At 48.3% G+C, this 26,048-nt stretch carries 28 protein-coding genes; 1 reads left to right on the top strand and 27 read right to left on the bottom strand.

Translation table 11 applies throughout. From position 1 onward, the window contains the following. Positions 1–21: 21 nt before the first annotated feature. From HNR77_RS18075 to mtrB, 24 genes are all read right to left on the bottom strand, one after another. Positions 22–1,140: a hypothetical protein gene (locus HNR77_RS18075; protein WP_184187286.1), complete on the bottom strand. Its 1,119-nt coding sequence runs from the start codon at positions 1,138–1,140 to the stop codon at positions 22–24. A 234-nt stretch (positions 1,141–1,374) separates the two neighbouring features. Beyond that, positions 1,375–1,974, bottom strand: coding sequence for a histidine phosphatase family protein (locus HNR77_RS18070; RefSeq protein ID WP_184187284.1), 600 nt, complete (start codon positions 1,972–1,974; stop codon positions 1,375–1,377). A gap of 45 nt (positions 1,975–2,019) precedes the next feature. Beyond that, on the bottom strand, positions 2,020–2,655 hold the full coding sequence (locus HNR77_RS18065; protein WP_184187281.1) for an anti-sigma factor family protein: 636 nt from the start codon (positions 2,653–2,655) through the stop codon (positions 2,020–2,022). Then, positions 2,652–3,245 carry an RNA polymerase sigma factor gene (locus HNR77_RS18060; protein WP_111271400.1) on the bottom strand — a complete coding sequence of 198 codons (594 nt, stop codon included), beginning with the start codon at positions 3,243–3,245 and terminating at the stop codon, positions 2,652–2,654. The genes HNR77_RS18065 and HNR77_RS18060 overlap by 4 nt, the downstream gene beginning before the upstream one ends. 714 nt (positions 3,246–3,959) lie before the next feature. Then, the gene (locus HNR77_RS18055) at positions 3,960–5,054 is read right to left on the bottom strand and encodes a prephenate dehydrogenase (RefSeq protein ID WP_184187278.1); all 1,095 of its coding nucleotides are present in this window, start codon (positions 5,052–5,054) and stop codon (positions 3,960–3,962) included. A 27-nt stretch (positions 5,055–5,081) separates the two neighbouring features. After that, positions 5,082–6,182, bottom strand: a complete 1,101-nt coding sequence (gene hisC, locus HNR77_RS18050; RefSeq protein WP_184187275.1) for a histidinol-phosphate transaminase — start codon at positions 6,180–6,182, stop codon at positions 5,082–5,084. 47 nt (positions 6,183–6,229) lie between these two features. Then, entirely contained in the window at positions 6,230–7,036 is an 807-nt protein-coding gene (trpA, locus tag HNR77_RS18045; protein WP_184187272.1) for a tryptophan synthase subunit alpha, read from the bottom strand. Then, positions 7,036–8,232 (bottom strand): tryptophan synthase subunit beta, encoded by a 1,197-nt coding sequence (gene trpB, locus HNR77_RS18040; RefSeq protein ID WP_184187269.1) that lies wholly within the window; start codon positions 8,230–8,232, stop codon positions 7,036–7,038. Before trpB ends, trpA begins: the two co-directional genes overlap by 1 nt. Next, positions 8,229–8,912, bottom strand: coding sequence for a phosphoribosylanthranilate isomerase (locus tag HNR77_RS18035; protein ID WP_397367099.1), 684 nt, complete (start codon positions 8,910–8,912; stop codon positions 8,229–8,231). Before HNR77_RS18035 ends, trpB begins: the two co-directional genes overlap by 4 nt. 53 nt (positions 8,913–8,965) lie before the next feature. After that, positions 8,966–9,754 carry an indole-3-glycerol phosphate synthase TrpC gene (trpC, locus tag HNR77_RS18030; RefSeq protein WP_184187263.1) on the bottom strand — a complete coding sequence of 263 codons (789 nt, stop codon included), beginning with the start codon at positions 9,752–9,754 and terminating at the stop codon, positions 8,966–8,968. Then, positions 9,744–10,784 carry an anthranilate phosphoribosyltransferase gene (gene trpD, locus HNR77_RS18025; RefSeq protein ID WP_145403626.1) on the bottom strand — a complete coding sequence of 347 codons (1,041 nt, stop codon included), beginning with the start codon at positions 10,782–10,784 and terminating at the stop codon, positions 9,744–9,746. Before trpD ends, trpC begins: the two co-directional genes overlap by 11 nt. 68 nt (positions 10,785–10,852) lie before the next feature. After that, entirely contained in the window at positions 10,853–12,421 is a 1,569-nt protein-coding gene (gene trpE, locus HNR77_RS18020) for an anthranilate synthase component I (protein WP_184187261.1), read from the bottom strand. A gap of 579 nt (positions 12,422–13,000) precedes the next feature. Then, positions 13,001–13,369 carry a chorismate mutase gene (gene aroH / locus HNR77_RS18015; protein ID WP_110894307.1) on the bottom strand — a complete coding sequence of 123 codons (369 nt, stop codon included), beginning with the start codon at positions 13,367–13,369 and terminating at the stop codon, positions 13,001–13,003. 4 nt (positions 13,370–13,373) lie between these two features. Next, complete coding sequence (aroB, locus tag HNR77_RS18010) at positions 13,374–14,468, bottom strand: 3-dehydroquinate synthase (protein WP_184187258.1); 1,095 nt, start codon at positions 14,466–14,468, stop codon at positions 13,374–13,376. 1 nt (position 14,469) lies between these two features. Next, positions 14,470–15,639 carry a chorismate synthase gene (aroC, locus tag HNR77_RS18005; protein WP_111271409.1) on the bottom strand — a complete coding sequence of 390 codons (1,170 nt, stop codon included), beginning with the start codon at positions 15,637–15,639 and terminating at the stop codon, positions 14,470–14,472. A gap of 168 nt (positions 15,640–15,807) precedes the next feature. Further along, positions 15,808–16,599 (bottom strand): CheR family methyltransferase, encoded by a 792-nt coding sequence (locus HNR77_RS18000; protein WP_111271410.1) that lies wholly within the window; start codon positions 16,597–16,599, stop codon positions 15,808–15,810. 24 nt (positions 16,600–16,623) lie between these two features. Further along, a complete protein-coding gene (gene ndk, locus HNR77_RS17995; RefSeq protein ID WP_111271411.1) occupies positions 16,624–17,067 on the bottom strand; it encodes a nucleoside-diphosphate kinase in 444 nt (147 codons plus the stop codon). 196 nt (positions 17,068–17,263) lie between these two features. Then, positions 17,264–18,238, bottom strand: coding sequence for a polyprenyl synthetase family protein (locus HNR77_RS17990; RefSeq protein ID WP_184187255.1), 975 nt, complete (start codon positions 18,236–18,238; stop codon positions 17,264–17,266). A 289-nt stretch (positions 18,239–18,527) separates the two neighbouring features. Continuing rightward, positions 18,528–19,145 carry a UbiX family flavin prenyltransferase gene (locus tag HNR77_RS17985; RefSeq protein WP_184187252.1) on the bottom strand — a complete coding sequence of 206 codons (618 nt, stop codon included), beginning with the start codon at positions 19,143–19,145 and terminating at the stop codon, positions 18,528–18,530. Between the two features lie 2 nt (positions 19,146–19,147). Next, positions 19,148–20,014 carry a UbiA-like polyprenyltransferase gene (locus HNR77_RS17980; protein WP_184187249.1) on the bottom strand — a complete coding sequence of 289 codons (867 nt, stop codon included), beginning with the start codon at positions 20,012–20,014 and terminating at the stop codon, positions 19,148–19,150. After that, a complete protein-coding gene (locus HNR77_RS17975) occupies positions 20,007–20,735 on the bottom strand; it encodes a demethylmenaquinone methyltransferase (RefSeq protein WP_184187247.1) in 729 nt (242 codons plus the stop codon). Before HNR77_RS17975 ends, HNR77_RS17980 begins: the two co-directional genes overlap by 8 nt. Before the next feature lie 15 nt (positions 20,736–20,750). Then, positions 20,751–21,617: a heptaprenyl diphosphate synthase component 1 gene (locus tag HNR77_RS17970; protein ID WP_184187244.1), complete on the bottom strand. Its 867-nt coding sequence runs from the start codon at positions 21,615–21,617 to the stop codon at positions 20,751–20,753. Between the two features lie 101 nt (positions 21,618–21,718). Further along, positions 21,719–22,270: a hypothetical protein gene (locus HNR77_RS17965; protein ID WP_184187242.1), complete on the bottom strand. Its 552-nt coding sequence runs from the start codon at positions 22,268–22,270 to the stop codon at positions 21,719–21,721. 118 nt (positions 22,271–22,388) lie between these two features. After that, positions 22,389–22,610, bottom strand: a complete 222-nt coding sequence (mtrB, locus tag HNR77_RS17960) for a trp RNA-binding attenuation protein MtrB (RefSeq protein ID WP_111271418.1) — start codon at positions 22,608–22,610, stop codon at positions 22,389–22,391. Positions 22,611–22,758: 148 nt separating this feature from the next. Between mtrB and HNR77_RS17955 the strand changes: the two genes are divergently transcribed. After that, positions 22,759–22,938, top strand: coding sequence for a hypothetical protein (locus HNR77_RS17955; RefSeq protein WP_184187239.1), 180 nt, complete (start codon positions 22,759–22,761; stop codon positions 22,936–22,938). Between the two features lie 80 nt (positions 22,939–23,018). Here the strand turns inward: HNR77_RS17955 and HNR77_RS17950 are convergent, their stop codons facing one another. The 3 genes from HNR77_RS17950 to HNR77_RS17940 form a co-directional block, all read right to left on the bottom strand. Further along, complete coding sequence (locus tag HNR77_RS17950) at positions 23,019–23,291, bottom strand: HU family DNA-binding protein (protein WP_090917341.1); 273 nt, start codon at positions 23,289–23,291, stop codon at positions 23,019–23,021. Between the two features lie 216 nt (positions 23,292–23,507). Beyond that, positions 23,508–24,494: an ABC transporter permease gene (locus tag HNR77_RS17945; RefSeq protein ID WP_184187236.1), complete on the bottom strand. Its 987-nt coding sequence runs from the start codon at positions 24,492–24,494 to the stop codon at positions 23,508–23,510. Beyond that, positions 24,491–26,011: a sugar ABC transporter ATP-binding protein gene (locus HNR77_RS17940; RefSeq protein WP_184187233.1), complete on the bottom strand. Its 1,521-nt coding sequence runs from the start codon at positions 26,009–26,011 to the stop codon at positions 24,491–24,493. Before HNR77_RS17940 ends, HNR77_RS17945 begins: the two co-directional genes overlap by 4 nt. Positions 26,012–26,048 lie beyond the last annotated feature (37 nt).

Genomic DNA, 26,048 nt, shown 5'->3' with positions numbered 1-26,048 from the left:
GTGATTTTAACAACTTGTCCCTCACTTGTCAAACAGAATCGGCTTGACATCTCCCGAGATGGAACGGCAGGAAGCCGCAAGTTTCGAACCCCAGGCTGTCATCTGCACCGTTCTTCCTTGCTCATGCTCACCAGCACGAACCAAACCGAGATGTAACATCATTTTGATGACTCGCTTGTCATAGATATCTTCCGCTGTATCGTAGTAGAAGGGCTGAATGAACGGTCCAATTTGCTGAAAGAGAGATTCGGTTGTAGACCAATCAGCGGCACACTCCCCCGTCCAATACACAATTGACGACAAGTTTGGAACAGCGCCTTTATAAAGTCTTAACCAAAACCGAAAAAGCTGTATCATTTCGGCCGCTTTATCCGCATTCAGCTTTTCTTCTCCCGCTGCTGTCATCCTTAGAAACCCTTGATCTTCCCGAATGAGCCGGTGATGAAATGCGTAATCATACACCAGCGCAAAGCGGTCAGGATAGTCCTTGAACGAGCGGCCATATCCGAATCGCCAGCCGCCTTTGCCAACCAGTTCTTCGGGGATATGCAGATGCTCCATCACTTGCTGCTGCGAACGGCGGTACATCATGCCTTCTGCATTGACTGCGATCTCATGCTGCTGCACAAATCTCAGAAAGAGCTTAAGGTCCTCGGCCATTAGATGATATTCTTCACGATACATGGCTGGCTCGGACGTTTTGGTGATGCCTGCTCGTAAATGTGCTGATAACACATCTCTGAACCTTAACTTCAAATCTTGAGGCACTTGATAGAGGTATCTTGTCTGCTGCGTTGTGCCACTGAACAACCAACCGCTTTTGGTAAAACGAATGATCAGATCACGCGGACTCGCACCAGCTTCACTCTCCTTCTTGTCCATAGATTGACGGGCTATGGCGATGAGCTCTTCCATGCCATAATACTGGCGGGGATCAAATAACAGGTTATTCAAAAACCGTTGGTCTGCCTGGGTTAGCTGCCGTACCTGGTTCTCAAAGAAAGGTTTGCTGCCCAATGTAGTGAGAATGCTCTGGATGAGTTCATGTTTGGAATTGGGCTTACATTCACATTGATAGTAATCTGCTATTCGATTTAACTGGCCAATATCAGCAAAAGTCAGCATATCTGCTAGATTCATGGGTCCATCGCCTCGCCCCTTCACTGCTTACGGCTGCTGATTAAAGCCTGTAACAGTGTGGTTTTGTAAACATCGTTGACGGATTCTCCACAATCTAAACCTCTTTTAGCGATTTTTTTTGATTTATCTCATTCTATGCCTGAACCTGGTCGATCAGAAGAAAAGAAGAGTTATTGCATTGTTTATGGCTTTTACTCTTGGAAACTTAGTATAAAAAAAACAACCTGAGTTTTATCACTCAGATTGTTCGGCAGTGTCCATAGACAAATGTTTTGTGCAATTATATAAGATTGGAATCCATTCATCAGCCTGCTGCTCCAGAATGGTCAACGACAGATTACCGATTCGTTCCGTGTACTTATCTTGGAATAACGCAGTTAACAGATTGGCAAGAAGTGCGCCATGCGTCACAATAAGCACATTTTCTTGCCCATGTGAAGACCATAAATCCTGCAAAAAAGCCATGGCACGTGCCTGAATATCCGCGATATGCTCCTGCCCTAAATCGAGCGTGTCCCACGACTCCCCGAAGCGTGTAACTCTTTCCTCCGATGTAAGCCCTTCGATCTGACCGAAGCCTCTTTCCTTCAAGCGTGCATCCGGTTCAAGCATTGGTACCTGAAGCAGCCTCGACAGGATCTCGCCTGTCTCCTGAGCCCGTGATAAACCGCTTGTAACAATATAATCCCAGTGGTAGTCTTCGGACTGCAGACGTCTACCCAGACGCTCGGCCTGCTTGCGACCTTCCTCATTTAAAGGAATATCCGTCTGACCTTGTATCCGCCCGGCAGCATTCCAATCTGTGAGACCATGACGAACAAGTCCGATCCGCACGTATATCCCTCATTTCTTCACACGGCAAACGTTAGGCTGAAATACCTATGCACGCACACCCTGTTTACGTTTATTCGTTGATCGATGCATGCGGCCAAGTGAATACAAAGCCATGCCGATAGCAAGCAATGACAGTCCCATCCAATACTCTGGATAAGTAGGAGCCATACTTACGACAAAGGGCTCGATGATGCTGCCCTTATCTGCTTGTGGAATGTTGTACTGGTACATTCCTGAAGAAGAAGAAGTACTTCCAGCAACTGCTGTCTCAAGTATGCCGGTTGTTACAACATTTGATTTCTCAGCCTCTGACACGTCTGGCTTGAACATAGCCATGTACAGAAAACTGCATAGAAAAATAGCCAGGAACGCCGCGATCCAGAGCGACATATGCTTACGGATCGCTGCAGAGAAACGATTAACCTTTGCCTCTTCCGGCAATAGCCATGGAGACTCCGCGTATATCCGGTCCATAACATTACGGTTGACTCTCTCTGCCTGTTGTTCGGTCACTGGAACAGGGATGCTGTGCAGCAGCATCTGGGCTTCCTCCCAGACTTCAAACTGCGCCGAACACTCTTCACAACCAGCGAGATGTGCATGAAATGCAATTCGCTGTGGATGAGATTCCGGCAAATCCCAGACCAGTGCAAACAATTCCTGGGCTTCATTGCAATTCATCGGTTCTTCATCCCTTCATATGGCTCGTACATCGGTTCGAAGAAATAAGGTTCCAACTGCGTTTTGACACTTGATCTTGCTCTGAATAGGAGCGATTTCACAGAACTTACGCTCTGTCCCAGAATTCCTGCAATCTCCTGGTAATCAAGCTGATCATACTCACGAAGAATGATTGCAGAGCGCTGCTTTTCCGGAAGATTGTTAATCGCATCTCGAACCAGCATCACCCGCTCGCTGCGTAGTACAGCATGCTCTGGAGCATTCTCCTGAGGAGCCACAGGCACGACACCGCTCTCTTCAAGCGGAACATTGCCACTGCGCTGTTTGCGAAGCTCACTCAGTACCGTATTTCTGGCGATGGTATATAACCAGGTGGAGAATGAAGCATCCACCTCACGGAACGAGTGTAAACTGCGGAACGCCTTATAGAATGTCTCAGAACAGAGATCTTCTGCAAGCAACTCCATATTGGAACTTTTCAACATATGATATACGAAAGCCAGTATTTTACGCTGATAACGACTCATCAGCTCGGAATATAACTCCACGTTACCTTCCTTGATCTCTCGAATCAACTGGGAATCCGTCATTTGAGTGCGACCCCTCCTCGCCCATCCATGTGCTTCTCCCCGTTCGACTCTATCCATGTATTACCGAACAGGCGTAAAAAAGTTGCGGTTTGCACCGCATAAAAAAAGCGTCCAGCGCCATTCTCGGCCCTTCCGCCAAATTCCCCTATGTAATGGCAATTTCCCCAACGTTTCTACATAACAGTAACATTGTACAACGGTCTGCATCATCCTGGCAAATCCATTGCTATCCACCAAAGCCCGACTTGACATACATATGCCGTCAATTTCACTGTCATGCTTCCTTTTATCGCTCTATGGAAAGCCTCGTATTATCGTTATAAAAAGCCTCACAAAATATAGACGTCGCAACCTTTGAAAAGGTTACAAAAATGAGATATTTTTTTGATTTATTTTTTTGCTGCTATACCAACAACTCTGTTTATGTGCCCTACACTTTCTCTTTAAAAGCTGGCCCTAGGTGAAATTAATAGGTATGTTTGTTCTCTATTTCCGCTGATGCTAAGTTTATACAAATAAATTTGTTCAAAGTGTTGACAAAATGAAAACGTATACATATAATAAAAGTACAGTATGGTTTCTCTCCACTCCTATCCAATAACTGTATTGCTCCAAGTGAGCAATGGCCGCTTATGTAAGCGGTCTTTTTTTTGTCTATAATTATGGTTTTCTCCTTCAAATACAAAAAAGAGGGCTCTCGCCCTCTCCTGCTTCTTACACCCACACCTGATATCCCAAAGAATCCAGCAGTGTTTTCGCCCGCTCCATGTCCTCTTCCTGACGGAAAGACAAACGCATGATTCCGGGCACATCCACCCGATTCTCAATAATTTCAAGGTTGCTCAGGTTGATGTCATTTGCCCCGAGCTCTGTTGCAATTTTACCAATCATCCCCGGCGCGTCCTGTACATCTGTATACAGATCAAACAGCGGGGAGATCATGCCCTTGCGACGCTCAGGCAGCACACTGCGGAACTCACGTGCCTGGCGGAACGCCTCTTCAATGCCTTCGCCGTTTTTTTGTTCAAGCATATTGGTAAACGACAGCATCTGACTGTTCCAGTCCTTCAGCAGTCCCAGCAGCACCTCACGGTTGCTAAGTAAAATATCCCGCCATACAATTGCGTCACTGGAGGCAATTCGTGTAATATCGCGGAAACCACCCGCTGCCAGCATTTTATACAGTGGATTGGATTCATTGTATTCACGCACCTGATTTACCAAGGCAACCGCGATGACATGAGGCAGATGACTGATGGCACCCACAATATCATCATGCAGCAGCGGCTCCACCCGGACAATCTGCGCACGTGTATAAGCTAACAGCTCGGATAACCGGCTGTACGCCTCCTCAGGCACATGTGCAGACGGTGTCAGTACATAATAAGCATTCTCAAATAAAACAGCCGAGGCCGCGTCTACGCCTGCACGTTCGGAACCTGCCATCGGATGTCCGCCGATGAAATAGGCATCCGTTAAACGAACATGCTCCGCACAAGCAGCAATGGAAGCTTTGGTGCTGCCAACATCTGTAATAATACAGCCTTTTTTGAGCGGCAATCTGGACAATTTTTCAAAATAAAATTCCAGCAGCCCCACAGGCACACACAAAAAAATGAAGTCGGCATCCTGCACGGCTTCTTCCAGAGAAAGCGTCGCATCGTCAACGACTCCGCTTGCTATGTACTTTTCTTTTAATTCTTCCAGATGTGCGTAGCCCATCACGGTTAAACCCGGCTTGCCTTTAAAGCAAAGCGCAAGTGAACCGCCGATGAGCCCTACACCAATCATTGCAATTTTTAATGTCATGGTTCCTCACTCATTTCATCGCCAGTATTAAGGGCGTGTTACTGCATTCTCCGCCAGTGTATTCTCCAGCGCCGCTATAAACATACGATTCTGCTCCGCTGTTCCTACGGACACACGAATATATGTTGGGTAGACATGGAAGCCAGCACGGACGATAATACCCTGCTTCAGCAAGGACTGGAACGCTGTGTCAGATGGCATGTTCAGGTCTACGAGAATGAAGTTGCCATGTGCCGGGAAATACGGCAGACCAAGCCGTGCAAATTCATTTTGCAGCCACTCCCGATCGGTTGCATTATGCTTAGCGCACTCTTGTACAAATGCCTGGTCCTGAAGTGCAGCGATTGCCGCAACCTGCCCGAAGCGAGAAGTGTTGAACGGTTCACGCACACGATTGATAAGGTCAATAACCTCGGGACGTGCAATGCCATAACCAATACGCAGCGATGCCAAGCCATAGATTTTGGAGAAGGTGCGCAATACAACCAGATTAGGATAACGATCAATCAGCGGAATGCTCTGCGGATAGGCTTCATCGGTAACAAATTCATAATAAGCCTCGTCCAGCACAACCATCACATTGGACGGCACTTGATCCAAAAACGTAACAAGCTCCTGTTCGGAAACAATGGTTCCGGTAGGGTTATTCGGATTGCATACCCAGATGGCTTTGGTTTTGTCGGTGATTTGAGCCAGCATTGCCGGCAGATCATGTGTTCCATTTTTCAAAGGCACCTCAATCGTTACAGCGCCTTCGATGTCCGCATTGCTTTTATATACGGAGAAGGTCTGATCCGCCATAATGGTTTCATCCCCAGGCAGGAAAAACGCACGTGTGATCAGAGCAATGATCTCATCCGATCCACAGCCAAAAATAAGGTTGCTCCGCTCCACACCCAGATGCTTTGCCAGCACCTCTGTCAGGTTAGCTGCGCTGCCATCCGGATATATACTCACACTCGCCATTTCCTTCGTAATAGCTTCCAGCACAGCCGGGGAGCTGCCAAAAGGATTCTCATTGGAGGCCAGCTTGATGACTTGCTCCAGCCCCAGCTCACGTTTCACTTCTTCAATCGGTTTGCCCGGCTTGTACACAGGCAGATTGACAATCTGGGATTTCGGTTTCAACTTGACCGCCTCCTGCTGTTCGAATTTAGCGTTCTAACAGAACACCTTTATCCTTTCAATTGTGCCACAAAGTTGCGAATTTGCAACAGTCCCGCCTCGCGTGTATCCGGATTCTCAAGCAGCGGTATCGCTTCCTCCACCTGGCGCACAATGGCACTGCCCACTACAACACCGTCACAAATGCGGGAGAAATGTGCCACCTGTTCATGACTTGAGATGCCGAATCCAACGGCAACCGGAAGATCGGTTAACCCTTTTACCGTTTCAATAAAACTTTCTACACCATCAAAAAAGGATGCGCGTTCTCCCGTTACACCCAGGGAAGAGACACAATAGATGAATCCGCGCGCACCGGTAACAATTCGTTCAATCCGTGCATTGGATGTAGGCGCCACGAGCGGAACCAGATGTACCCCGGCCTGATCGGCCCGGCGGCGCATGTCCTCTGCCTCTTCAATCGGCAGATCGGGAATAATCATACCGCTGATGTCATGTTTGACCAACTCGTCAAAAAATACATCCAGCCCGGTCTGCAGCACAGGGTTATAATACGTAAACAGAACAAAAGGCAATTTCACACCTGCCGCACGAGCTTTCGCCGCAGTCTCCATCACGGTACGAATCGTAATTTGACTCTTCAATGCACGTTCAGAAGCACGCTGAATAACAGGGCCATCCGCCAGCGGATCAGAATACGGAACACCGAGTTCCAGAATATCTGCTCCAGCCTGCTCGAGCTGTTTAATGATATCTATCGTTGTTTCCACATCAGGATCACCAACGGTCAGAAACGGGATGAGTGCTGTACGATTTTGTTCTTTTAATTGCTGGAAGGTCTGATCCATCAGATTCATTACAAGTTACCTCCCGTATATTTCATAATGGATTCTACATCTTTATCTCCGCGTCCAGAAAGACAGATTACGATAACATCCTCTGCAGACATTTCGGGTGCAAGCTTCACAACCTGAGCCACCGCGTGAGCCGACTCCAGTGCAGGAATAATGCCCTCCGTACGGCTTAACAGCTGCAATGCATCCAAAGCTTCCTGATCCGTAATCGGGACATATTGTGCACGCTTGATATCCTTGAGATACGAGTGCTCCGGTCCAACCCCCGGATAATCCAGCCCTGCGGAGATCGAGTGTGCAGGCTGTACCTGACCATACTCATCCTGCAGCAGATAACTCATGGAACCCTGGAATACACCGTGTGTGCCTTTACTCATCGTTGCCGCATGGTATTCGGTATCTACCCCTTTCCCCGCTGCCTCAACACCAACCAGCTTCACAGCCTCATCCCCGATAAAAGGATAGAACATACCGATGGCGTTACTGCCCCCACCAACAGCTGCAACGATGACATCAGGCAGTCGCCCTTCGATCTCCTGAATCTGACGGCGTGTCTCATCACCGATAACACGTTGGAAATTACGCACCATCATCGGGTACGGATGTGGACCAACAACAGAGCCGAGTACATAAAAAGTATCCTCCACATGACTAACCCAGTAGCGCAATGCCTCGTTACCTGCATCTTTCAGTGTACGTGTGCCAGAGGTCACCGGAATGACTTCCGCCCCCAGCAATTTCATTCGAAATACGTTCAGCTGCTGCCGCTCTGTATCTTCCTCGCCCATAAATACTTTGCACTCCAGACCCAGCAGTGCGGCTACCGTTGCTGTTGCAACGCCATGCTGTCCTGCGCCAGTCTCGGCAATAACCTTCTTTTTGCCCATACGTTTGGCAAGCAGTCCTTGTCCGATCGCATTGTTGATTTTATGTGCACCGGTATGGTTCAAGTCTTCCCGTTTCAAATAGATTTTGGGTCCGCCCAGATGGCGGGACAGCTGCTCTGCATAATAGAGCGGGGTCTCCCGTCCGGAGTATTCACTCAGTAAATAGTTCAGTTCCTTGTTAAACTCCTCATCTTCAGAAAAACGGCTGTACGCTTCCTCCAGTTCGATCAGAGCGTTCATTAGTGTCTCGGGTACAAAACGGCCTCCGAACGGACCGAAACGCCCATGCTGATCCGGCAATTGATGTGTCATGCCTGCTTCACCCTTTCAACAAATGCTTTAATTTTGGTTATATCTTTAAGACCTTCCGTCTCCACGCCGCTTGAGACATCTACGCCGTAAGGTCTGTACGTTCGTATTAATTGTTGTACATTATCTGCCTGAAGCCCTCCGGCAACCAACAACGCAATCCCGTGCTGATCAGCCCATTTCGCATACGCAGGTATGCGCTCCCAGGCGAATGTTTTACCAGAGCCACCGCCATACAGCGGATCAAACGTATCAAGCAATATTGCATCTATGCAGCCTGCATAAGTATTCAGACTATGCAGCGCCGTATGATCCGCGTCTTGTCCTGTTTCGTCTTTGGGAAAAGAAACTGCCTTGAATACGTGCGCATCCCAGCGCTCTTTCACCTGTTTACAAAATTCAGCACTTTCCTGTCCGTGCAGCTGGATTACATCCAGGGAAGCGGCTTGCATCACATACTCCAATTCTTGAAGTGTCGGATTCACAAACACACCCGCCAGCTTCGGCCGCTCTTCAGTCGACCACTCAAACAAAACCGTTCTCAGCTCTGCGGCCTGCTCAGCCGTAATCTGACGTCTGGAATTGGCAAACACAACCCCAATGAAGTCCACAGGCAAGTTTATCATTGATTTTAGCACTTCAACGTCCTGAAGTCCACATATTTTTACGGCCGCTGGAAGCAAGGGTTCCTGCTCCCCTTTACGGCGGCCTGCTTGATCAGATACCGAATTATTCATCATTTTGGCCCCATCAAGTCGTATACGGCGGCTTCCACATCCGCTTTGCGCATAAGATGCTCTCCAACGAGAATACCGTGAACGCCTGCTTCAATCAGCGGTTTTGTAGATGCAGCTCCATCAATTCCGCTTTCGCTGATCAGCGTTACATGGGATGGGATCAGCTCCATCAGATCCAGCGTTGTATTCAGACTGGTCTCGAACGTTTTCAGATTCCGGTTATTAATGCCTACAAGCGTTGCATCTGGAATCTCCAGTACCGTTTCCAGCTCGGCCCGGTCATGTACTTCAATCAAAGCATCCAGTCCAATGCTTTTGGCAAACGTCAAATATTGACGAATCTGCTGCGGTGTGAGAATGCTCGCAATCAACAGAATAGCGTCTGCTCCGAGCAGTCTGGCTTCAGCAATCTGCTTCTCGTCAATCATAAAGTCCTTGCGCAGGAGCGGAATGTTCACCGCCTGATGAATGGCCTGTAAATATTCGTTGCTGCCTTGAAAATAAGAAACGTCCGTCAGCACGGATATACAATCCGCCCCTGCCCGTTCATACGCAGAAGCAATATCCACCGGATGAAAATCCGGACGGATTAATCCTTTGGAGGGTGAAGCTTTCTTCACTTCAGCGATCAGCCCCAGCTTCCGATTCCGTCTGCTGGACAGCGCCTGTTCAAATCCGCGTGTTGCGGGTAATTGCTCAATTTTCTGAAGCGCTTCATCCATATGAAAAGTCTGTGCAAGCACCTCAACTTCCTTATGTTTTGTTGCTACAATGCGATCAAGATACATGATTGTACGCCTCCGTTGTATGAATTAACTGTGCCAGCTTACTTGCCGCTTTACCCGAATCCACTGCGTCAGCAGCGATTTTAACGCCGTCTGCAATGCTGTCCGCAAGGCCGGATACGTAAATACACGCCCCTGCATTCAGCAGCACAACATCCCGGTAAGCACTGCGTTCGCCCTGGAAGATCCGATGTATAATTTCGGCGTTCTGTGCCGCATCTCCTCCAAGCACTGCATCCAGCGGATGCAAAGACAGTCCCATATCGCGCGGATCAATGTCATACGTGCGAACTTCCCCGTTCCGCAGCTCGGAAACCTGAGTGGGTGCAGAGATGCTGATTTCGTCCAGCCCGTCATGACTCGCTACGACCAGCGCCCGTTTTAGTCCGAGGCGGTTCAGCACTTCCGCAATCATTGGAGTACGGGATCGATCATAGAGCCCGAGCAATTGGCGATCTGCACCCGCCGGGTTCGTTAACGGGCCGAGCATGTTAAAAATAGTCCGCACGCCCAGCTCTTTTCTCGGCGCGGCTGCATGCCGCATTGACGGGTGGTATACCTGGGCAAAACAGAAGCAGATTCCGATCTCATCCAGACATTGTCTGGCCTGCTCCCCATTCAGATGAATATTAACACCGAGCGCCTCCAATACGTCCGCACTGCCGGCTTTGCCGGAGGCAGAACGATTGCCATGTTTGGCTACCCGAACCGATACCGCTGAAGCGATAATAGCCGATGCAGTCGAGATATTGAATTTGTGAATGCCTGATCCACCTGTACCGCACGTATCCAGCAGGCCTCTGCCATCCGTCAAAATTCTTCCACCCTGGCCACGCATCGCCTGGGCAAAACCGGTGATCTCTTCCACCGTTTCCCCTTTCATGCGCAGCGCCATCAGCAAACCCCCGATTTGAGCCGGAGTCGCTTCACCTTTCATGATCGAATACATCAACTCACGCGCCTCGTCCTGCTCGAGATGACGTCCTTCCAGAATTTTGGCGAGGCCTTGCTTCATTCCTTCTTCATGGGATATGGATGCTTCCTGCACCACCCTTTGGTCTTTCAAGATCGGGTTCACGTTCATGTCCAGTCTCTCCTCTCTTAGTTTGTTGCAGATGTTGGTGTGACAAAATAATCAGCATTAGCCAGACTTAACTTGCGATCAGCGGCTTTTACCGGAAACATCGCTTCCGCTGTGCGAATTGCCTTTAACAAAGCTTTGGCTTTGTTCACGGTCTCTTCATATTCCTTCTCAGGCACAGAATCCCATACGATTCCTGCACCGGCCTGCACATACGCTTTTCCTTTTTTGAAAATAATCGTGCGAATCGTAATACATGCATCCATGTTTCCCGAGAAACCAAGGTAACCGATCGCTCCGGCGTAGGCTCCACGTGCCTCTTTTTCCAGTTCCGCAATAATCTCCATCGCACGCAGCTTCGGCGCTCCGGATACCGTTCCAGCTGGCAAGCAGGAGAGGAAGGCATCGAAGAAGTCCTTGTCTTCTCTAAGCTCACCTGTAACGTTCGATACCATATGCATGACGTGAGAATAACGCTCGATCTCCATAAACATGTCACATTTCACACTGCCAAAAGTAGACACCCGGCCCAGATCATTTCTTCCCAGATCAACCAGCATGAGATGTTCCGCACGTTCCTTCTCATCCTGCAGCAAGTCTGCCGCAAGTGCGCGATCTTCTGCCTCTGTTGCTCCCCTAGGCCGTGTACCTGCGATCGGACGTGTCTCTACGCGGTTGCCATCCACCTTGACGAGCGCCTCTGGCGACGTTCCTACGATAATCTCATCATCCATTTTCAAATAATACATATAAGGCGACGGATTCAGCGTCCGCAGTACACGATACACATGTAAAGGTGAAATTTCCGTATCAATATGGAAGCGCTGGGACAGCACCACCTGAAAAATATCGCCTGCGCGGATATACTCTTTAGCCTGCTCCACATTGTCTATAAATTGTTCTTTGGTCAGATTCGAACGAATGTCTCCAAGCTCAACATCGCCCGGAATCGAACGCGGATTCAGATTTTCACCGGGTCCTTGCTGCTGCAGCCGCTCTGCCGCCAGTTCAAGCTTCTCGGAAGTAGCTGCGTATGCTTGACGGATATCTTCATCCGTTGCCCCGTCCTTAACGTGAACATTGCCCACAAGCAGCATATGCTGCTTCACATGGTCAAACACCACGATCTGGTCGCAGAACATAAAACGAATGTCATCCATATTGAGATCATCCAGCGCGTGAGCGGGGAGCTTCTCATAATATTGCAGCAGATCATATCCAAAAAATCCAATAGCACCGCCGGTAAAAGGGGGAAGGTCATCCTGCTTCGGACTCCGATACTTGCGAAGCAGTGCTTTGAGCTCTTCGATCGGCTTGCCGGGCAACTCGCGAGTTTTTCCTGCTTCCTCCACCACGATGCGGCCTTTTTTGCCTGAAATCATCAGGAACGGATCTGTACCGATGAAGGAGTATCTGGCCCATTGGATGCCCCCCTCTACACTTTCGAGCAGGAATGCACGGTCATTATCCGCATAACGACGGAATATACGAATTGGTGTCTCCATATCAGCCAAAATTCGTTTGACAACCGGAATCAGATTATACTCACTTGCCATTTTCAGTACCTGATCAACGTTTGGCGTTATCATCAGATCACGTCCCTTCAGACTATTGTAATTTTTTTATAGCTTTTTATTGTAACTTTTCTATTGATTTCAAAGGTAGAAGTCTGTTATACGACAAAAAACCTCTACCATCAGGTAGAGGTTTGGTTTAATAAGCTGTATTCAGGCATGCTGCTTCATAAATAACAAGTCCCTATACTTCCGCTTAAGGATAAATGTCAGGCTACTGATCCATGTATCACATGGTTTCAGATATTGTTATAGAGAGAACATCATCCTGATAACATCTCGTTCACCATCATCTTGACGAATGCGAAACAACAAGCTGCAATGATGATGTAGAAATCACGTGAAATGTTACTTCATGATATGTGAATAAACAATGTCCTCTTGAACATGTCTACTCTCTCTTCCTGTACTTCCCCTTAGCACGACGTACCGTGAATGCGTTAACCGATTTCAGATGCATCGGCTACCAAACACTGGACTCTGCTATATACTCAACTATACTCAGCTGCTCTCAGCTCAATCTCAATCTCTACTCAACTGTTTCTCACTATACATGATATTTGTCACTTTGACAACCATTACCGTTCAAAAAGCTTATCGTGCAGCCAGATCAGGACGCAGTGCCTGCGCACCGTTCAAATACACATGATGGATCTCGTTTTGCGCTTTGGTTGTATTCACATGTACCATGAAACGGATGCACTTCGCCAATGCCCCCTCTACAGGCACCTCCAGTGCACACATCAGGGGTACAAGCTCCCAGCCGTCTAGTTGACGGATTACCTTTGCGGGAAAAGCCGCATCCAGATCTCCGGTCATCGTAATCCATACACTGCAGATGTCTTCCGGTACAATCTTGTTCCGATCCACAATCTCCTGCAGCAACACCGCTGTTTCTTTCAAAATCTCTTCTTCATTATTTTGCGTGACTGTCGTCGCCCCGCGGATTCCCCGTGTAACCATTGCTTTATTCTCCCTTCCTGAGAAGCTCGATAACTTCACGCACTGCCGTCACCGGCACATCCTTCACGATTCGGGCTGCTCCAATCCGATCAGGAACAATAAAGACCATATGACCTTCACGGAATTTCTTGTCATGCATCATCGCTTCCATCAAAGCATCCGTACTCAGATGTGCAGGCAGCGTTACCGGAAGGCGGAGTGCACGCAGCATGCGCACCGTCTCATCATACAGGCCTGCTGGCGCTCCAAGCCTCTCTCCTAACAGAGCTGAACCAGCCATGCCGATCGAGATCGCTTCACCGTGCAAAAATTCACCGTATCCGGCAATCGCTTCGATCGCATGTCCGATCGTATGCCCCAGGTTCAGGAGTGCACGTTCTCCGTTTTCACGTTCATCATTAGAAACAATCTCTGCTTTGATGCTGCATCCGCGTTCGAGACCGTAGCCGAGTGTATCCGGATCAAGCGCAAGCAGCCCCTCAGCATGCTCTTCACACCAATGAGCAAACGCTTCGTCACGAATCAGCCCATGTTTGAGCATTTCAGATAAACCTGCTGAAACATCTCTTGGCGGCAAGGATTGCAAGGTATCTACATCATAAAGCACAAGCTCCGGCTGATGAAAAGCGCCGATCATATTTTTGGCAAGCGGATGATTCACCGCCACTTTACCTCCAACGCTGCTGTCATGAGCAAGAATCGTTGTTGGAATCTGTATAAACTTGACGCCACGCATATATGTAGCAGCCACAAAACCAGCCAGGTCACCGACAACTCCGCCCCCGAGAGCGAGGATCGCCGAGCTGCGGTCGAGTTTGCCTTCAATTGCCGCTGTCATCATGTCCTGATATACAGCAAGTGATTTGGAAGTTTCTCCAGCAGGAACGACCGCAGAAACGACGGCATATCCGGCACTACGCAGTGTCTGTTCCAATGCTGCCAAGTATTTCGGAGCCACATTTTCATCTGTGATGATCATCAGCGGACTTTTTTTGGTCAAGCCATATTGCTCGAAAAATTGGGGAACTTGAGCCAGCAGACCGCTGCCAATCAGGATCGGATACGAGCGTTCCCCGAGCTGCACTGTCAACTGACGCATATTAATAGCTCTCCAATTGTGCCTGGTAGCTAGCAACGTTCGCCCGGATCTCCTCCATGGAATCCCCGCCGAATTTCTCCAGGAATGCCTTGGCAATTTCCCATGCAACAACATGCTCCATCACAACGCTGGCTGCCGGAACCGCACATGCATCGGAACGTTCAACCTGGGCTGAAAAAGCTTCTTTTGTATCAATGTCTACGCTTTGCAGCGGTTTGTACAAGGTTGGAATTGGCTTCATTACGCCGCGCACCACAACCGGCATACCGTTGGTCATACCGCCTTCGAATCCGCCCAAACGGTTCGTTGCCCGGTGGTAGCCACGTTCTTCGGAATACAAAATCTCATCATGCACCTGTGAACCGCGGATCGTACCCGCTTCAAAGCCAATCCCGATTTCCACACCTTTAAATGCGTTAATCGACATCACACCCTGAGCAATACGTGCATCCAGCTTGCGATCATATTGTACGTGACTTCCCAAACCGATAGGCACACCTTCAACGATACATTCCACGATCCCGCCGATGGAGTCACCCTCCTGCTTGATCTGATCAATGTAAGCTTCCATTTTTTTCTCGGTCTCGGCATCTGTCACGCGAACCGACGAAGCCTCTGTTACAGCGATCAGTTCATCAATTGGGAGCTCTTGATATGGTGCTTCAATCTCCCCGATGCGAATAACACGTCCTGCCACTTTAATGCCAAACTCAGCCAGAAACTGTCGTGCAATTGCACCGCATGCCACACGTACTGTTGTTTCGCGTGCACTGGAGCGTTCCAGAACGTTACGCAAATCTTTATGATTGTACTTCAAGCCGCCATTCAAATCGGCATGTCCAGGACGCGGGCGATGCACTCGGCGTTTCTCCTCATCGCTGCCTTCGATCGGCTCAATGTTCATAATTTTCTGCCAATGCTTCCAGTCATTATTTTCAACAACGAGCGCTACGGGCGCACCTGTCGTATATCCGTGACGAATTCCGCCAACAAAATTGGCCTGATCCTTCTCAATCTGCATCCGGCGTCCACGACCATATCCCTTTTGGCGGCGGTGAAGCTGGAAGTTCAATTCTTCAAAATCAATATTCAGGTTACTTGGCAACCCCTCAATAATTGCGGTCAATTGGGGTCCGTGCGTTTCCCCTGCGGTCAAATAACGTAAACTCATAATACGTTCCCCCTTTAAACTGTTAAACTTCACATTGCTAAAATCCCATAATTTCTTTGCTTATTATAGTATAGCTGACCCACTTTGACAAGAAAGCCGCCTTTTCTTATGCAAACAACCGCCTGAGTACATCTGCATGTACCTCAGGCGGTTGGTCTTTATGATGCTTTACTTTTTCCGATAGAAAAACGTCTCTGCCGTCTCCAGTCCATATTGACCTGGGGAGAAAATCTGCTCTGTACTGCCTACGAACAGCATACCACCCGGGCGCAAGCTGGCTGCGAATTTGTGATACAACAGATTTTTGGCTTCCTCGGTAAAATAAATCATGACATTCCGGCAGACAATCAGATCATAGCCATCATCAAAGCGGTCCACCAGCAAATTCTGTTTCTTAAAGTTGATTGCACTTTTCAGTTTTTCATCAATTCGATACATCATGCCATCCTGTTTAAAATAACGGCTTGCTGTTTCAGGAGGTACATCCTTCAACGAACGCTCCATATAACGGCCTTCCTTGGCCTTCGCAAGCGCTCCTTCATCCAGGTCACTTGCCGTAATGGAGCTTTCTCTCAGAATACCCATCGTATCCAGAATCATCGCAATGGTGTAGGGCTCTTCGCCTGTAGAGCAGGCAGCACTCCATACCTTGACCTTGCGTTTGGAACCTACCAATTCAGGCAAAATCTCATCACGCAGCACTTCCCAGCGGTTCGGGTTTCGCCAGAACTCGGATACGTTAATGGTCATGCGGTCAAGAAACTCATAAAATAACGCCTTGTCCTTCTGCATCGCATCAAAAAAGACGGCAAACGTATTAAACCCGTTTTTGTTGCGAAGTGTAGTCAGCCGTCTTTTCATCTGGCCTTCCTTGTATTGAGCAAGATCAATGCCTGTGCTCTCTTTCACTTTACGAATGAATCCGGCATAATCCGGGTCTAGTTGTTCTTGCTCCAGCATCGTATATCACCCTTTGGCTAATAATTACAACCAGGCTGCGATGCTCTTCTCGTAACTTACCAGCTCGTCAGGGCTGAAAAAGTTGGCTGCTTCACGAGTTGCACTTTCCGGCGAGTCTGCCCCGTGAATGAGATTATGCGGTGTATGGCTGGCGAAATCTCCACGAATTGTCCCTGGAGCCGCTTCCTTTACATTCGTCTTTCCAATGACAATACGTGCAAGCGCTACAATATCGTCACCTTCCCATACCATGGCAAATACGGGACCAGACGTAATAAACCGAACCAAATCATCAAAGAAAGGCTTGCCCTCATGCTCGGCATAATGACGCTTGGCCTGTTCTTGTGTCATCTGTACCAGTTTCCCTGCCACCAGCTTAAATCCTTTGTCTTCCAGACGGCTGATAATACGGCCGATCAAACCACGCTGCACACCATCCGGCTTCACCATCAAAAATGTACGATCCATTGCCTGTTCACTCCTCACTCACGGTTCAAAGTTAATCACTATGTAAACGCAATCCCTTTGATTGTAACATACAACTCTATTTCCTCCCAATGAGGAATTTCACAAACCTATGTTACAAGTGAGAAATGATTAAAGAGCAACATAGCACATAACGGTGACCGCTAGTTGCAAACTTCAAACGATAAACGCTGCACAATCAATGTGTACGCTTAACGACAAAATGAGCAATATCACGCAGGTTTTTGGTGGTCTTGATGTTAGGCAGCTGATCGAGAGCATCGAGCGCTTTCTTCATATATCGGTCAGCCAGGGCTTCCGCTTTAGCAATTCCTTGACTTTGGCGAATCATTCCAATTGCATCCGATGCACTGGCCCTTCCGTCCTCATGGTGCACACGGGTGATTTCCTTGAGCAGCGGCTCACGCAGATGCTCTTCCTCCAGTGCATACAATACGGGAAGTGTGATATTGCCTTGTTTCATATCACTGCCTGGAGGCTTGCCAAGCTGCTTCTCCGTGCCGATCAGGTCTAGCACATCATCCTGAATCTGAAAAGCCATACCGACATTATATCCGTACGTGTACAGCAAGGACGAAATGTGTGCAGGCGCACGTGTAGCAAGAGCACCGAGCTGGCAGCTAACCGCAATGAGCAGTGCGGTTTTACGACGAATTCGCAGCAGGTAGTTACGTACACTCTGTCCTGTGTTGAAGAAGTCGCGAATCTGCTCCATCTCACCAATCGACATCTGTACCATCGCTTTGGCAAGAATGCGATGAATGGCTGGATCAGACAGCCCCGCTGTCATCTCCAGGGCTTTGCCATAGATGTAATCTCCAGTGTACATCGCAATGCGATTATCCCATTTTGACTTGACTGTAGGTTTGCCACGGCGTGTCTCTGCATTATCAATGACATCATCATGAACGAGGGATGCCGAATGTATCAGTTCCAGCGGAACGGCGATGAGCTTCAAGCGCTCAATATCATATGTACCAAACTTGCCGCCTAACAGCACAAAAACAGGCCGCAGCCGTTTCCCTCCTGCCTTGAGCAGATGAAGTGAAGTTTCACTTAACAGCTTTTGTTCACCTTGAACGCTGCGGTACAATTCCTTTTCAATGTAATCCATGTCCTTTTTTAACAATCCGAAAATGTCCAATAGTTTCATTCGTTCACCCGTATCCGCGTATTGTCATTCCAAAATTCCATGCTTACCTTCCCCTCCAGCAAGCCGGGCCTTGCAGGTTAAACATTCACCAAGGCTTGCCGTTCCTGCTTGTCTTCTTAAACACCACGACTAGTTCTGAATCACGTAAGTACAGAAGTTGCCGGAGCATGGGTCAAGGCTGTGGTTGCTACATACGGTCATCAGCACTCACCAACACCCCGGGAGTCGGGGGATTCTACTACCAAGATAATCAAATCTGCTAAGCTAAACAGACCTGCTGCTTCGCGTATCATCCCCGTTCGTCCGGTTCTCCCCACCTTGCAAACAATTGATGCGGAATACGCAAGCTGTCCAGCACTTTCCCCACCAGAAACATGATCAGATCATCCATGGTCTGAGGTTTATAATAAAAAGCTGGCATAGCCGGTATCATTCGCACACCGAGGCGTGAGAGCTTCAGCATATTTTCCAGATGAATGGCATGCAAAGGCGTCTCACGCGGTACAAGAATTAACGTTCTGCCCTCTTTCATCATAACGTCAGCAGCACGCGACATCAGATTATCCGAAGACCCGTTCGCGATCGATGAAAGAGTGCCCATGGAGCAAGGCATGATAATCATGCCTTCAGCCAGATAGGAGCCGCTTGCAATGGAAGCACCGATGTCACTCACGGGATGATAGACAAGGGCTCCGGCACGATGACCGAATTGCTCCTGTAGCACACGCTCCCGATTCGTGACGTCCCAATCCATTTCTTCTTTTAACACACGCCAGCCTGCATTCGAGATAACCAAATGAACGGTATACTCCAGATCAAGCAGCGTTTCAATCAATCGAATACCATATATACTGCCGCTTGCTCCGGTAATTCCGACAACAAGTCGTTTATTCTCCGGCTGCTGCATCTTTACTTCACCGCCAAATCGATGAGTGTAAATGTAAATACGACTAGGCTAAGCACACTATTCATCGTAAAGAACGCCGTTTGTACACGGCTCATATCGTTAGGAGATACAATATAGTGCTCATATAACAATATACCGTACGTAATCAACATACCTGCACCATACCACCAGCTCAGATCAGTCATTAACAGCAACGCGAGGAAACCGATGGCTGTGATGACATGAAAGAACTTGGCAATCTGCAGCGATTTAACCAGTCCAAAACGGGATGGAATCGAATGCAGCCCTTCGCCTTGGTCGAACTCCAGATCCTGACATGCATAGATGATATCAAATCCTGCGGTCCAGAATACAATCGTAACGTACAGCACAATCGCTGTCCAATCCATCGTTCCGGTAACTGCAACCCAGCCGCCAAGTGGAGCCAGGCCAATAGTCATGCCCAACACCACATGACAAAGCCAGGTAAAACGTTTGGTGTATGAATAGAGCACCAGCATAAATACTGCGATGGGCAGCAGCTGCATAGATAATACGTTAAGATTGGAAGATGCCCAGAACAGCAATATAAACGAAATGATGATGAAAACAATCACTTCACCGTTCTTCAGCAAACCTGCCGGAATAGCTCTCATTGCCGTGCGCGGATTTTTGGCGTCGATCGCCTGATCAATAATCCGGTTCAACCCGAATGCCGCACTCCGTGCACCCACCATCGCGAGCAGCACCCACATAATCTGCATCCAGCTCGGGAACGTATTGTTTACAACCATCGACCCCAGAATGGCGCCCATAAATGCAAAAGGTAAAGCAAAAAGCGTATGTTCAATCTTGATCATTTCTAAAAAGATGCGAATTTTCCTAAACATTCTGATTCTCCTTGGTTCCAATATGCAGTGCCGCGATGCCTCCGGTCAGAGGATAGGCCTGCACCTGCTGCAATCCGGTTTCAACAAAAATGTCTGCCAGTTCCTTTCTTCCCGGGAAAAGTGCCAGAGAGTCCGGCAGCCATTTATACTGCTCATAACGCTTCGCAAATAATTTGGCCATGTTAGGCAGCACATGTTCGAAATAAAAATAATAAATGCCTTTAAACGGCTGCCAGGTCGGTTTGGACAACTCCAGACAAACCACCATACCGCCAGGTTTTACAACACGCTTCATTTCAGACAAAACTTGTCTAAGATCAGGCACGTTACGCAAGCCGAAGCCAATTGTTACATAATCAAACGTATTATCGCCAAACGGCAGTGCCATGGCATTTCCCTGAACCAGCGTAATTTGCTTTGATCGTTTGACAGCATCGATTTTCTTCTGGCCTACTTCGAGCATGTTACTGCTGAAATCCAGCCCGTGCATGTGCCCTGTTTCACTTGCTTCTGCCATCGCAAGGGTCCAGTCACATGTGCCGCAGCACAAGTCGAGCCCGGTGTCCCCTTTAGACATATTCATCTTTTTCATCGTGAATTTACGCCAGGCTTTATGCCTGCGGAAACTCAGGATATCATTCATAACATCATACTTGCCGGCGATACTCTGAAAAACCGAATGGACAAATTCTTCTTTCGGTTTCGTCTCTCCGCTCCCCATTCGTCTGTCTCCCCCTCAATCTTCCCTAACTGCCACATGTGAAGTCTTTACATAGGTCAGGTAAGGATCAAGAATTGCATCGAACTCACGTAGACCTTGGCGCACCCCCTGCTCATCCTGAAGCAAAAGCTGAATGCGTTGTACAGACTCGCGAAGCTTGTCCAGCAAAACCTCACTGACACTGTATTTCAGCACCATAACATCCCATGCACGTGCGTTAATTTGTGTCTGGCGTAACTCGTCACGTTCTGAATCGTTACCGTTCTCATACACATGCCAGAATGCATAACTCTCAGTATGCCGCTGCTCATCACGCATCCGGTTCAACTCATCCGCAATCGTTTCACAGGTGCTAAATTCAGTTAACAGGCTGTTCCATAAAGACTTCTCTTCTTCGCGGATCATGTCTGAAAATGAAAGAAACAGCTGCATCCTCAGCTGTACCGTTTCACGCAAATATTCATCAGCCGAAACGAGCAGTTTTTTCATCCGTTCATACAGCGTCATCTTGCGCGCGTTCACTTCAGCAACAGCACCGCTTAACTTACCGATCATCTCAATTTTGCCGGCATGAGCTAACAATTGATAGAAACGGCTGCTCAGATAATCTCCAGCGAGCACATTCAACTGACGTGAACGCATCTCCTGTTCTCTCCGATCGCCGGATATCGTATCGATTCGATCATGCGTATCCATAGCCAACTGAACGAGCGATGTTGCAAGCGAATATAACTCATGATGCACCTTCTCGTCTGTACGGCCCACAAATACCTGTAACAGACGCGCCCGGCTATCCGGAAATGACGGGATTTCCGTATGTTGTCGAATCATGTCGTAATCCGTATATTTCTTTGCTAGTTGGGGTACGCGATATGAATTCATTTTCATCCTCCGAGGCTATGCTTTGTCAAACCATTTATGCACTACAATCTTATATATTATAGCATATGTTTTTCGGACACGCACTGAAACCTGCTATTTGATTACCCCTGACTTGTCATTTCAAACTGTTTCCTCCACAGTTCGGTCTGCATCAGATGAAACCAGTCTTTTAATTCCTCCGAGAACACTGCGCTTTTCCAGGTGCGAAGCATGTCGATAGCATACATCGGCCATTCCCCCCGCCGAATATCTGCAGCAAGCAGAAGATGGCGCTTATGCATCCATTCATCCTCGGCCATGACACGAAGCAGCACCTGTTCCACGTTTTCCAGACCCCGGAAGCTCAGATCGGCTACAGCAGCCATACTTTCATAGATTTCGGTATACGTTGTATCCGTGCCCTTTACTTTGAGATCAATCGTTAATATGGACTGTTTCCATTCCACTCTGGCAATCGGCGTTGACATATGTAGAGAACGAAGCACATCCACGAGATTGTCATTTGTCAGCTGGACCGGCTGGTGAGAAGCTGTAACAGGCTCTGCCTTTTCCCCGCCCCATGTACGTGTATGCAAGCTCTGAAGGGCCACGAGCAAAATGACCGCCGCAATCGTCGTCAGCATCGATGCAGTCACAATCATTCCCGGTTTCATACGCGCCTCCTCGCCTTTACCTGTTAGTGTAGTCTGTCCGATAAAGGCTCATACCTCATTGTACAATGAAAAAAAGCAGGCTATGCCTGCAATTTTTATTGGGTCCATAATCTTTTGACTATTCGGATTCGATCTCCCCATGCTTTGTAATCAACGTCGCTTTGCCACGAATTTTAATAGCAGAGGTGTGTGTTGTGAACTGGGCAATCATCACTTCACCCTTGTCCAGCTTCTCGGTATGATGAAAACGTGTATCCTGTCCGCGAGTTAGTCCAATCACTTGAACACCATTTTCTTCTGCTTTGATTACGATATAGTCATTGCCCGTAGATTGATCCATCGCGCACGTCTCCTTTTCTAATATCCTTAGCGTTAATGATGATCAAGATCATTCCATTTGTCAACCAGCCCGCCAGAGGAAATGGAGCGCAAGAAACGGTCATTTCCCGGCCATACTAGAACAGAACAGCCAGGAAAGGAGAATCAACATGAAATACACCCCAGCTCTGCTTACGGACGAGCATGTACAACAGATTCAGGAGATGGAACAGCATCTGTCCATTGTTAGCGGCAAGGAACTGGTATTAATCGCCTACAGTAGTCCGCCGGAGCATTCGAACGAAATCGTAGACGCTGAGCAAAAGGATGCAAACATCCCCCGTTTATAGGCTGTATGACTCTATAGACAAAAGAAAAGGCCGTGAACAAGTCACGGTCTTTTTGTTGACATATGGAATATGTAGAAATCTTATTTAATTCCGTCTTTGAGCGCTTTACCTGGTTTGAACGCAGGAATTTTGCTCGCAGGAATTTCGATTTCTTCACCTGTTTGCGGGTTGCGTCCTTTACGTGCGGAGCGCTCGCGAACTTCGAAGTTCCCAAAACCAACCAATTGTACTTTGTCTCCGTTTTGAAGTGCCTCAGAGATCGCTTCGAATACGGCATCAACCGCTTTCGTTACATCCTTTTTGGACAATTCAGTTGCTTCGGATACGTGTGTAATCAAGTCTGATTTGTTCATTTGTTTTTCACCTCCTGAATCAATGTCCTGAATGTTATACTGTGTTTCCGTTTTATAGGAAAATATACGTTCATACGCAAAAAACGTAAGGACATCCTGAGCGATGAACATGAATCTCCTTCTGCGGTAGACAGTCATTTCCGGCAAATACCGCCAGAAACAACGGGTGTTTCTGGGGTCGAACAAATTTTATACTAATACAGACAGCACACAATTTCAAGTGCGACTGCGGTTTAAAACATAAAATGTAACCGCCAGAGCCAGTACCAACACTCCGCCTTTGACGATATCATGTGTAAAATACTGCACATTCATCATCGTCAAACCGTTGACCAGCACGCCAATCAGAACCGAACCAATAAACGTACCAATGACATTGGGTTTACCTGCACCAAAAACGGAGAAGCCTACAAACACGGCTGCCACGGATTCCATTAACAACGGTGAACCCGCATCAATCTGACCAGATCCAACCTTGGACGCGTAGATAATACCCCCGATTGCCGCAAAGATACCTGCTGCTACATAGGCAAGGGTACGCACCTTTTTCACCTTGATTCCAGAGAGTCTTGCCGCCTCCTCGTTACCGCCTGTGATATACATCTGCCGACCATATTTGGTATACGTCAAAAAGATATGAACCGCAGCTACCGTAATCAGCAGCAAAATAACCGAGATCGGCATGCCCAGCCATTTCCCTTGTCCAATCAGCAGAAACGTCGGGTCCATCTCGCCGGCAGCCTTGCTACCATCCGGGAACTGCATATGGTTGTAGATGGTATACCCTTGAGCATAGGTTTTGTGAATCCCCCCGATGATGTACATCGTTGCCAGTGTTGCCAGCAGGTCGGGAATACGCAGTTTAACAATAAGCAGCGCATTCAGCAGACCAATGACAGCTCCAATAACTAATGGCACAATAATGACAACAGCCAGCGGCTGCTGGTACCAGATCATTAGCGATGCTGTAACTACCGTTGTCAGAGACACGGTCGCTCCAACGGAGAGATCAAAGCCATCCACGATAAGAGACAACGTCACACCAATCGCCACAAACGTAACGATCGAGATCGAACCCAAAATGTCCGTCAGGTTACTGTAGGTAAAGAAATATGGCAGCTTGATCCCAAAAAATGCAATAACCCCTATTATGACAACAATCGCGCCATATCGAAACGCAAAATCCATTGATTTATCCTTCATGCTTCCACCTCATGTCCACCGCTTGCATAATATAGCAGCTGTTCTTGGCTTGTCTCGCCACGTTCGAACTCCTTTACAACAATGCCTTCACACATCACCGCAATACGGTCCCCGATTCCCAGACCTTCATCCAGTTCGCAGGTGAAATAGATGACGGCCTTACCTGCGAGAGCCAGTTCGTTGATAATGCGGAAAATATCGCTTTTCGCACCGATATCTACACCTTTTGTAGGTTCGTCGAAAATAAAAACATCCGCTCCGGTTTCCAGCCATTTGCCGATCGCAACCTTCTGCTGATTGCCACCGCTCAAGTACTTCACTTCCTGTTTCACAGAAGAGGCCTTAATGCCCAGCTGACTTACGAGTGAATCTGCATGCTGGCGCTCACGCTTGCGATTGACAAATCCAAATGTGCTGAGGCGTGAAAGCAACGGCAAACTCAAATTCCGCTCTACATTTTCGTGAATCAATATGCCCTGCTTGCGTCGTTCCTCCGGCACAGAAACGATGCCCAGAGCAGCAGCATCCGCAGGCTGGGACAAGCGCACAGAACGGTTCTTCAGCAGAATCTCTCCTGCTTCCAGCGGGTCTGCTCCAATCAACAGGCGGGAGCATTCCGTCTTCCCCGCACCTACAAGCCCTACGACCGCAAGCACTTCACCCCGATGCACCTGAAGATTAACCCCCTTGACCTTGACACCCCGGCGCAGTCCGCGCGCTTCCAGCAGTAATTCACCCACCGCAGCTTCCGTCTTCGGAAACTCCTCCTCAAACGGCTTGCCCAGCATCTGTGTAACCAGATCATTGATCGTCAGTCCGCTCGTCTTGCCTGTAAATACATGACTGCCATCCCTCATAACTGTAACCCGGTCACAATGACTCATAACTTCCGCAAGGCGATGTGTGATGAAGATACAGGCTACCCCTCGATCCTTCAACAGATGTACGATGCGAAAAAAAGCATCGGTCTCTTCCTGACTCAAGGGTGCTGTGGGCTCATCAAAAATAATGACCTTGGCGTCCTGAATCAGGATACGGGCAAGCAGAATCATCTGCTTTTCAGCCAGTGTAAGATCCGCGACCTTGCGATGAATGTTTATGCTGTCAGCACCCAGCTGCTGTAATGCTTCCTTGGCACGCTGCTGCAGCGCTCTCGGACTCTTCCACCAGCCACCGTCAGCGGAAGCGAGCTGATCCAGCATAATGTTCTCGGCAGCAGTCAGCTGCGGCACAAGCGCAGCATCCACCTCCTGATACACGCAGTGAATGCCGCTGGCCTTTGCCTCTCGCGGTGAGCCAAGCTGGAGCTTATAGCCATTCAGACGAATTGACCCCTCATCCAGTTGATACGCTCCCGACAATATTTTCATCAACGTGCTTTTGCCAGCTCCGTTAGCTCCTAACAGCGCATGAATCTCTCCACCCCTGACAGAGAAATGTACGTCCTTCAATGCAGGCACGCCTGAAAACTGTTTAGAAATGTGCTCCATGTCCAGCGATATCGGGTCCTTTGTCATGATGTTGCCTCCCATCTGCCGTAATACCTGTGTATTG

The sequence above is a fragment of the Paenibacillus sp. JGP012 genome (assembly GCF_014203995.1).
Lineage (GTDB): Bacteria > Bacillota > Bacilli > Paenibacillales > Paenibacillaceae > Paenibacillus > Paenibacillus silvae.
Note: the sequence above shows the minus strand (reverse complement) of the source record. Positions and strands in the feature narration are given on the sequence as shown.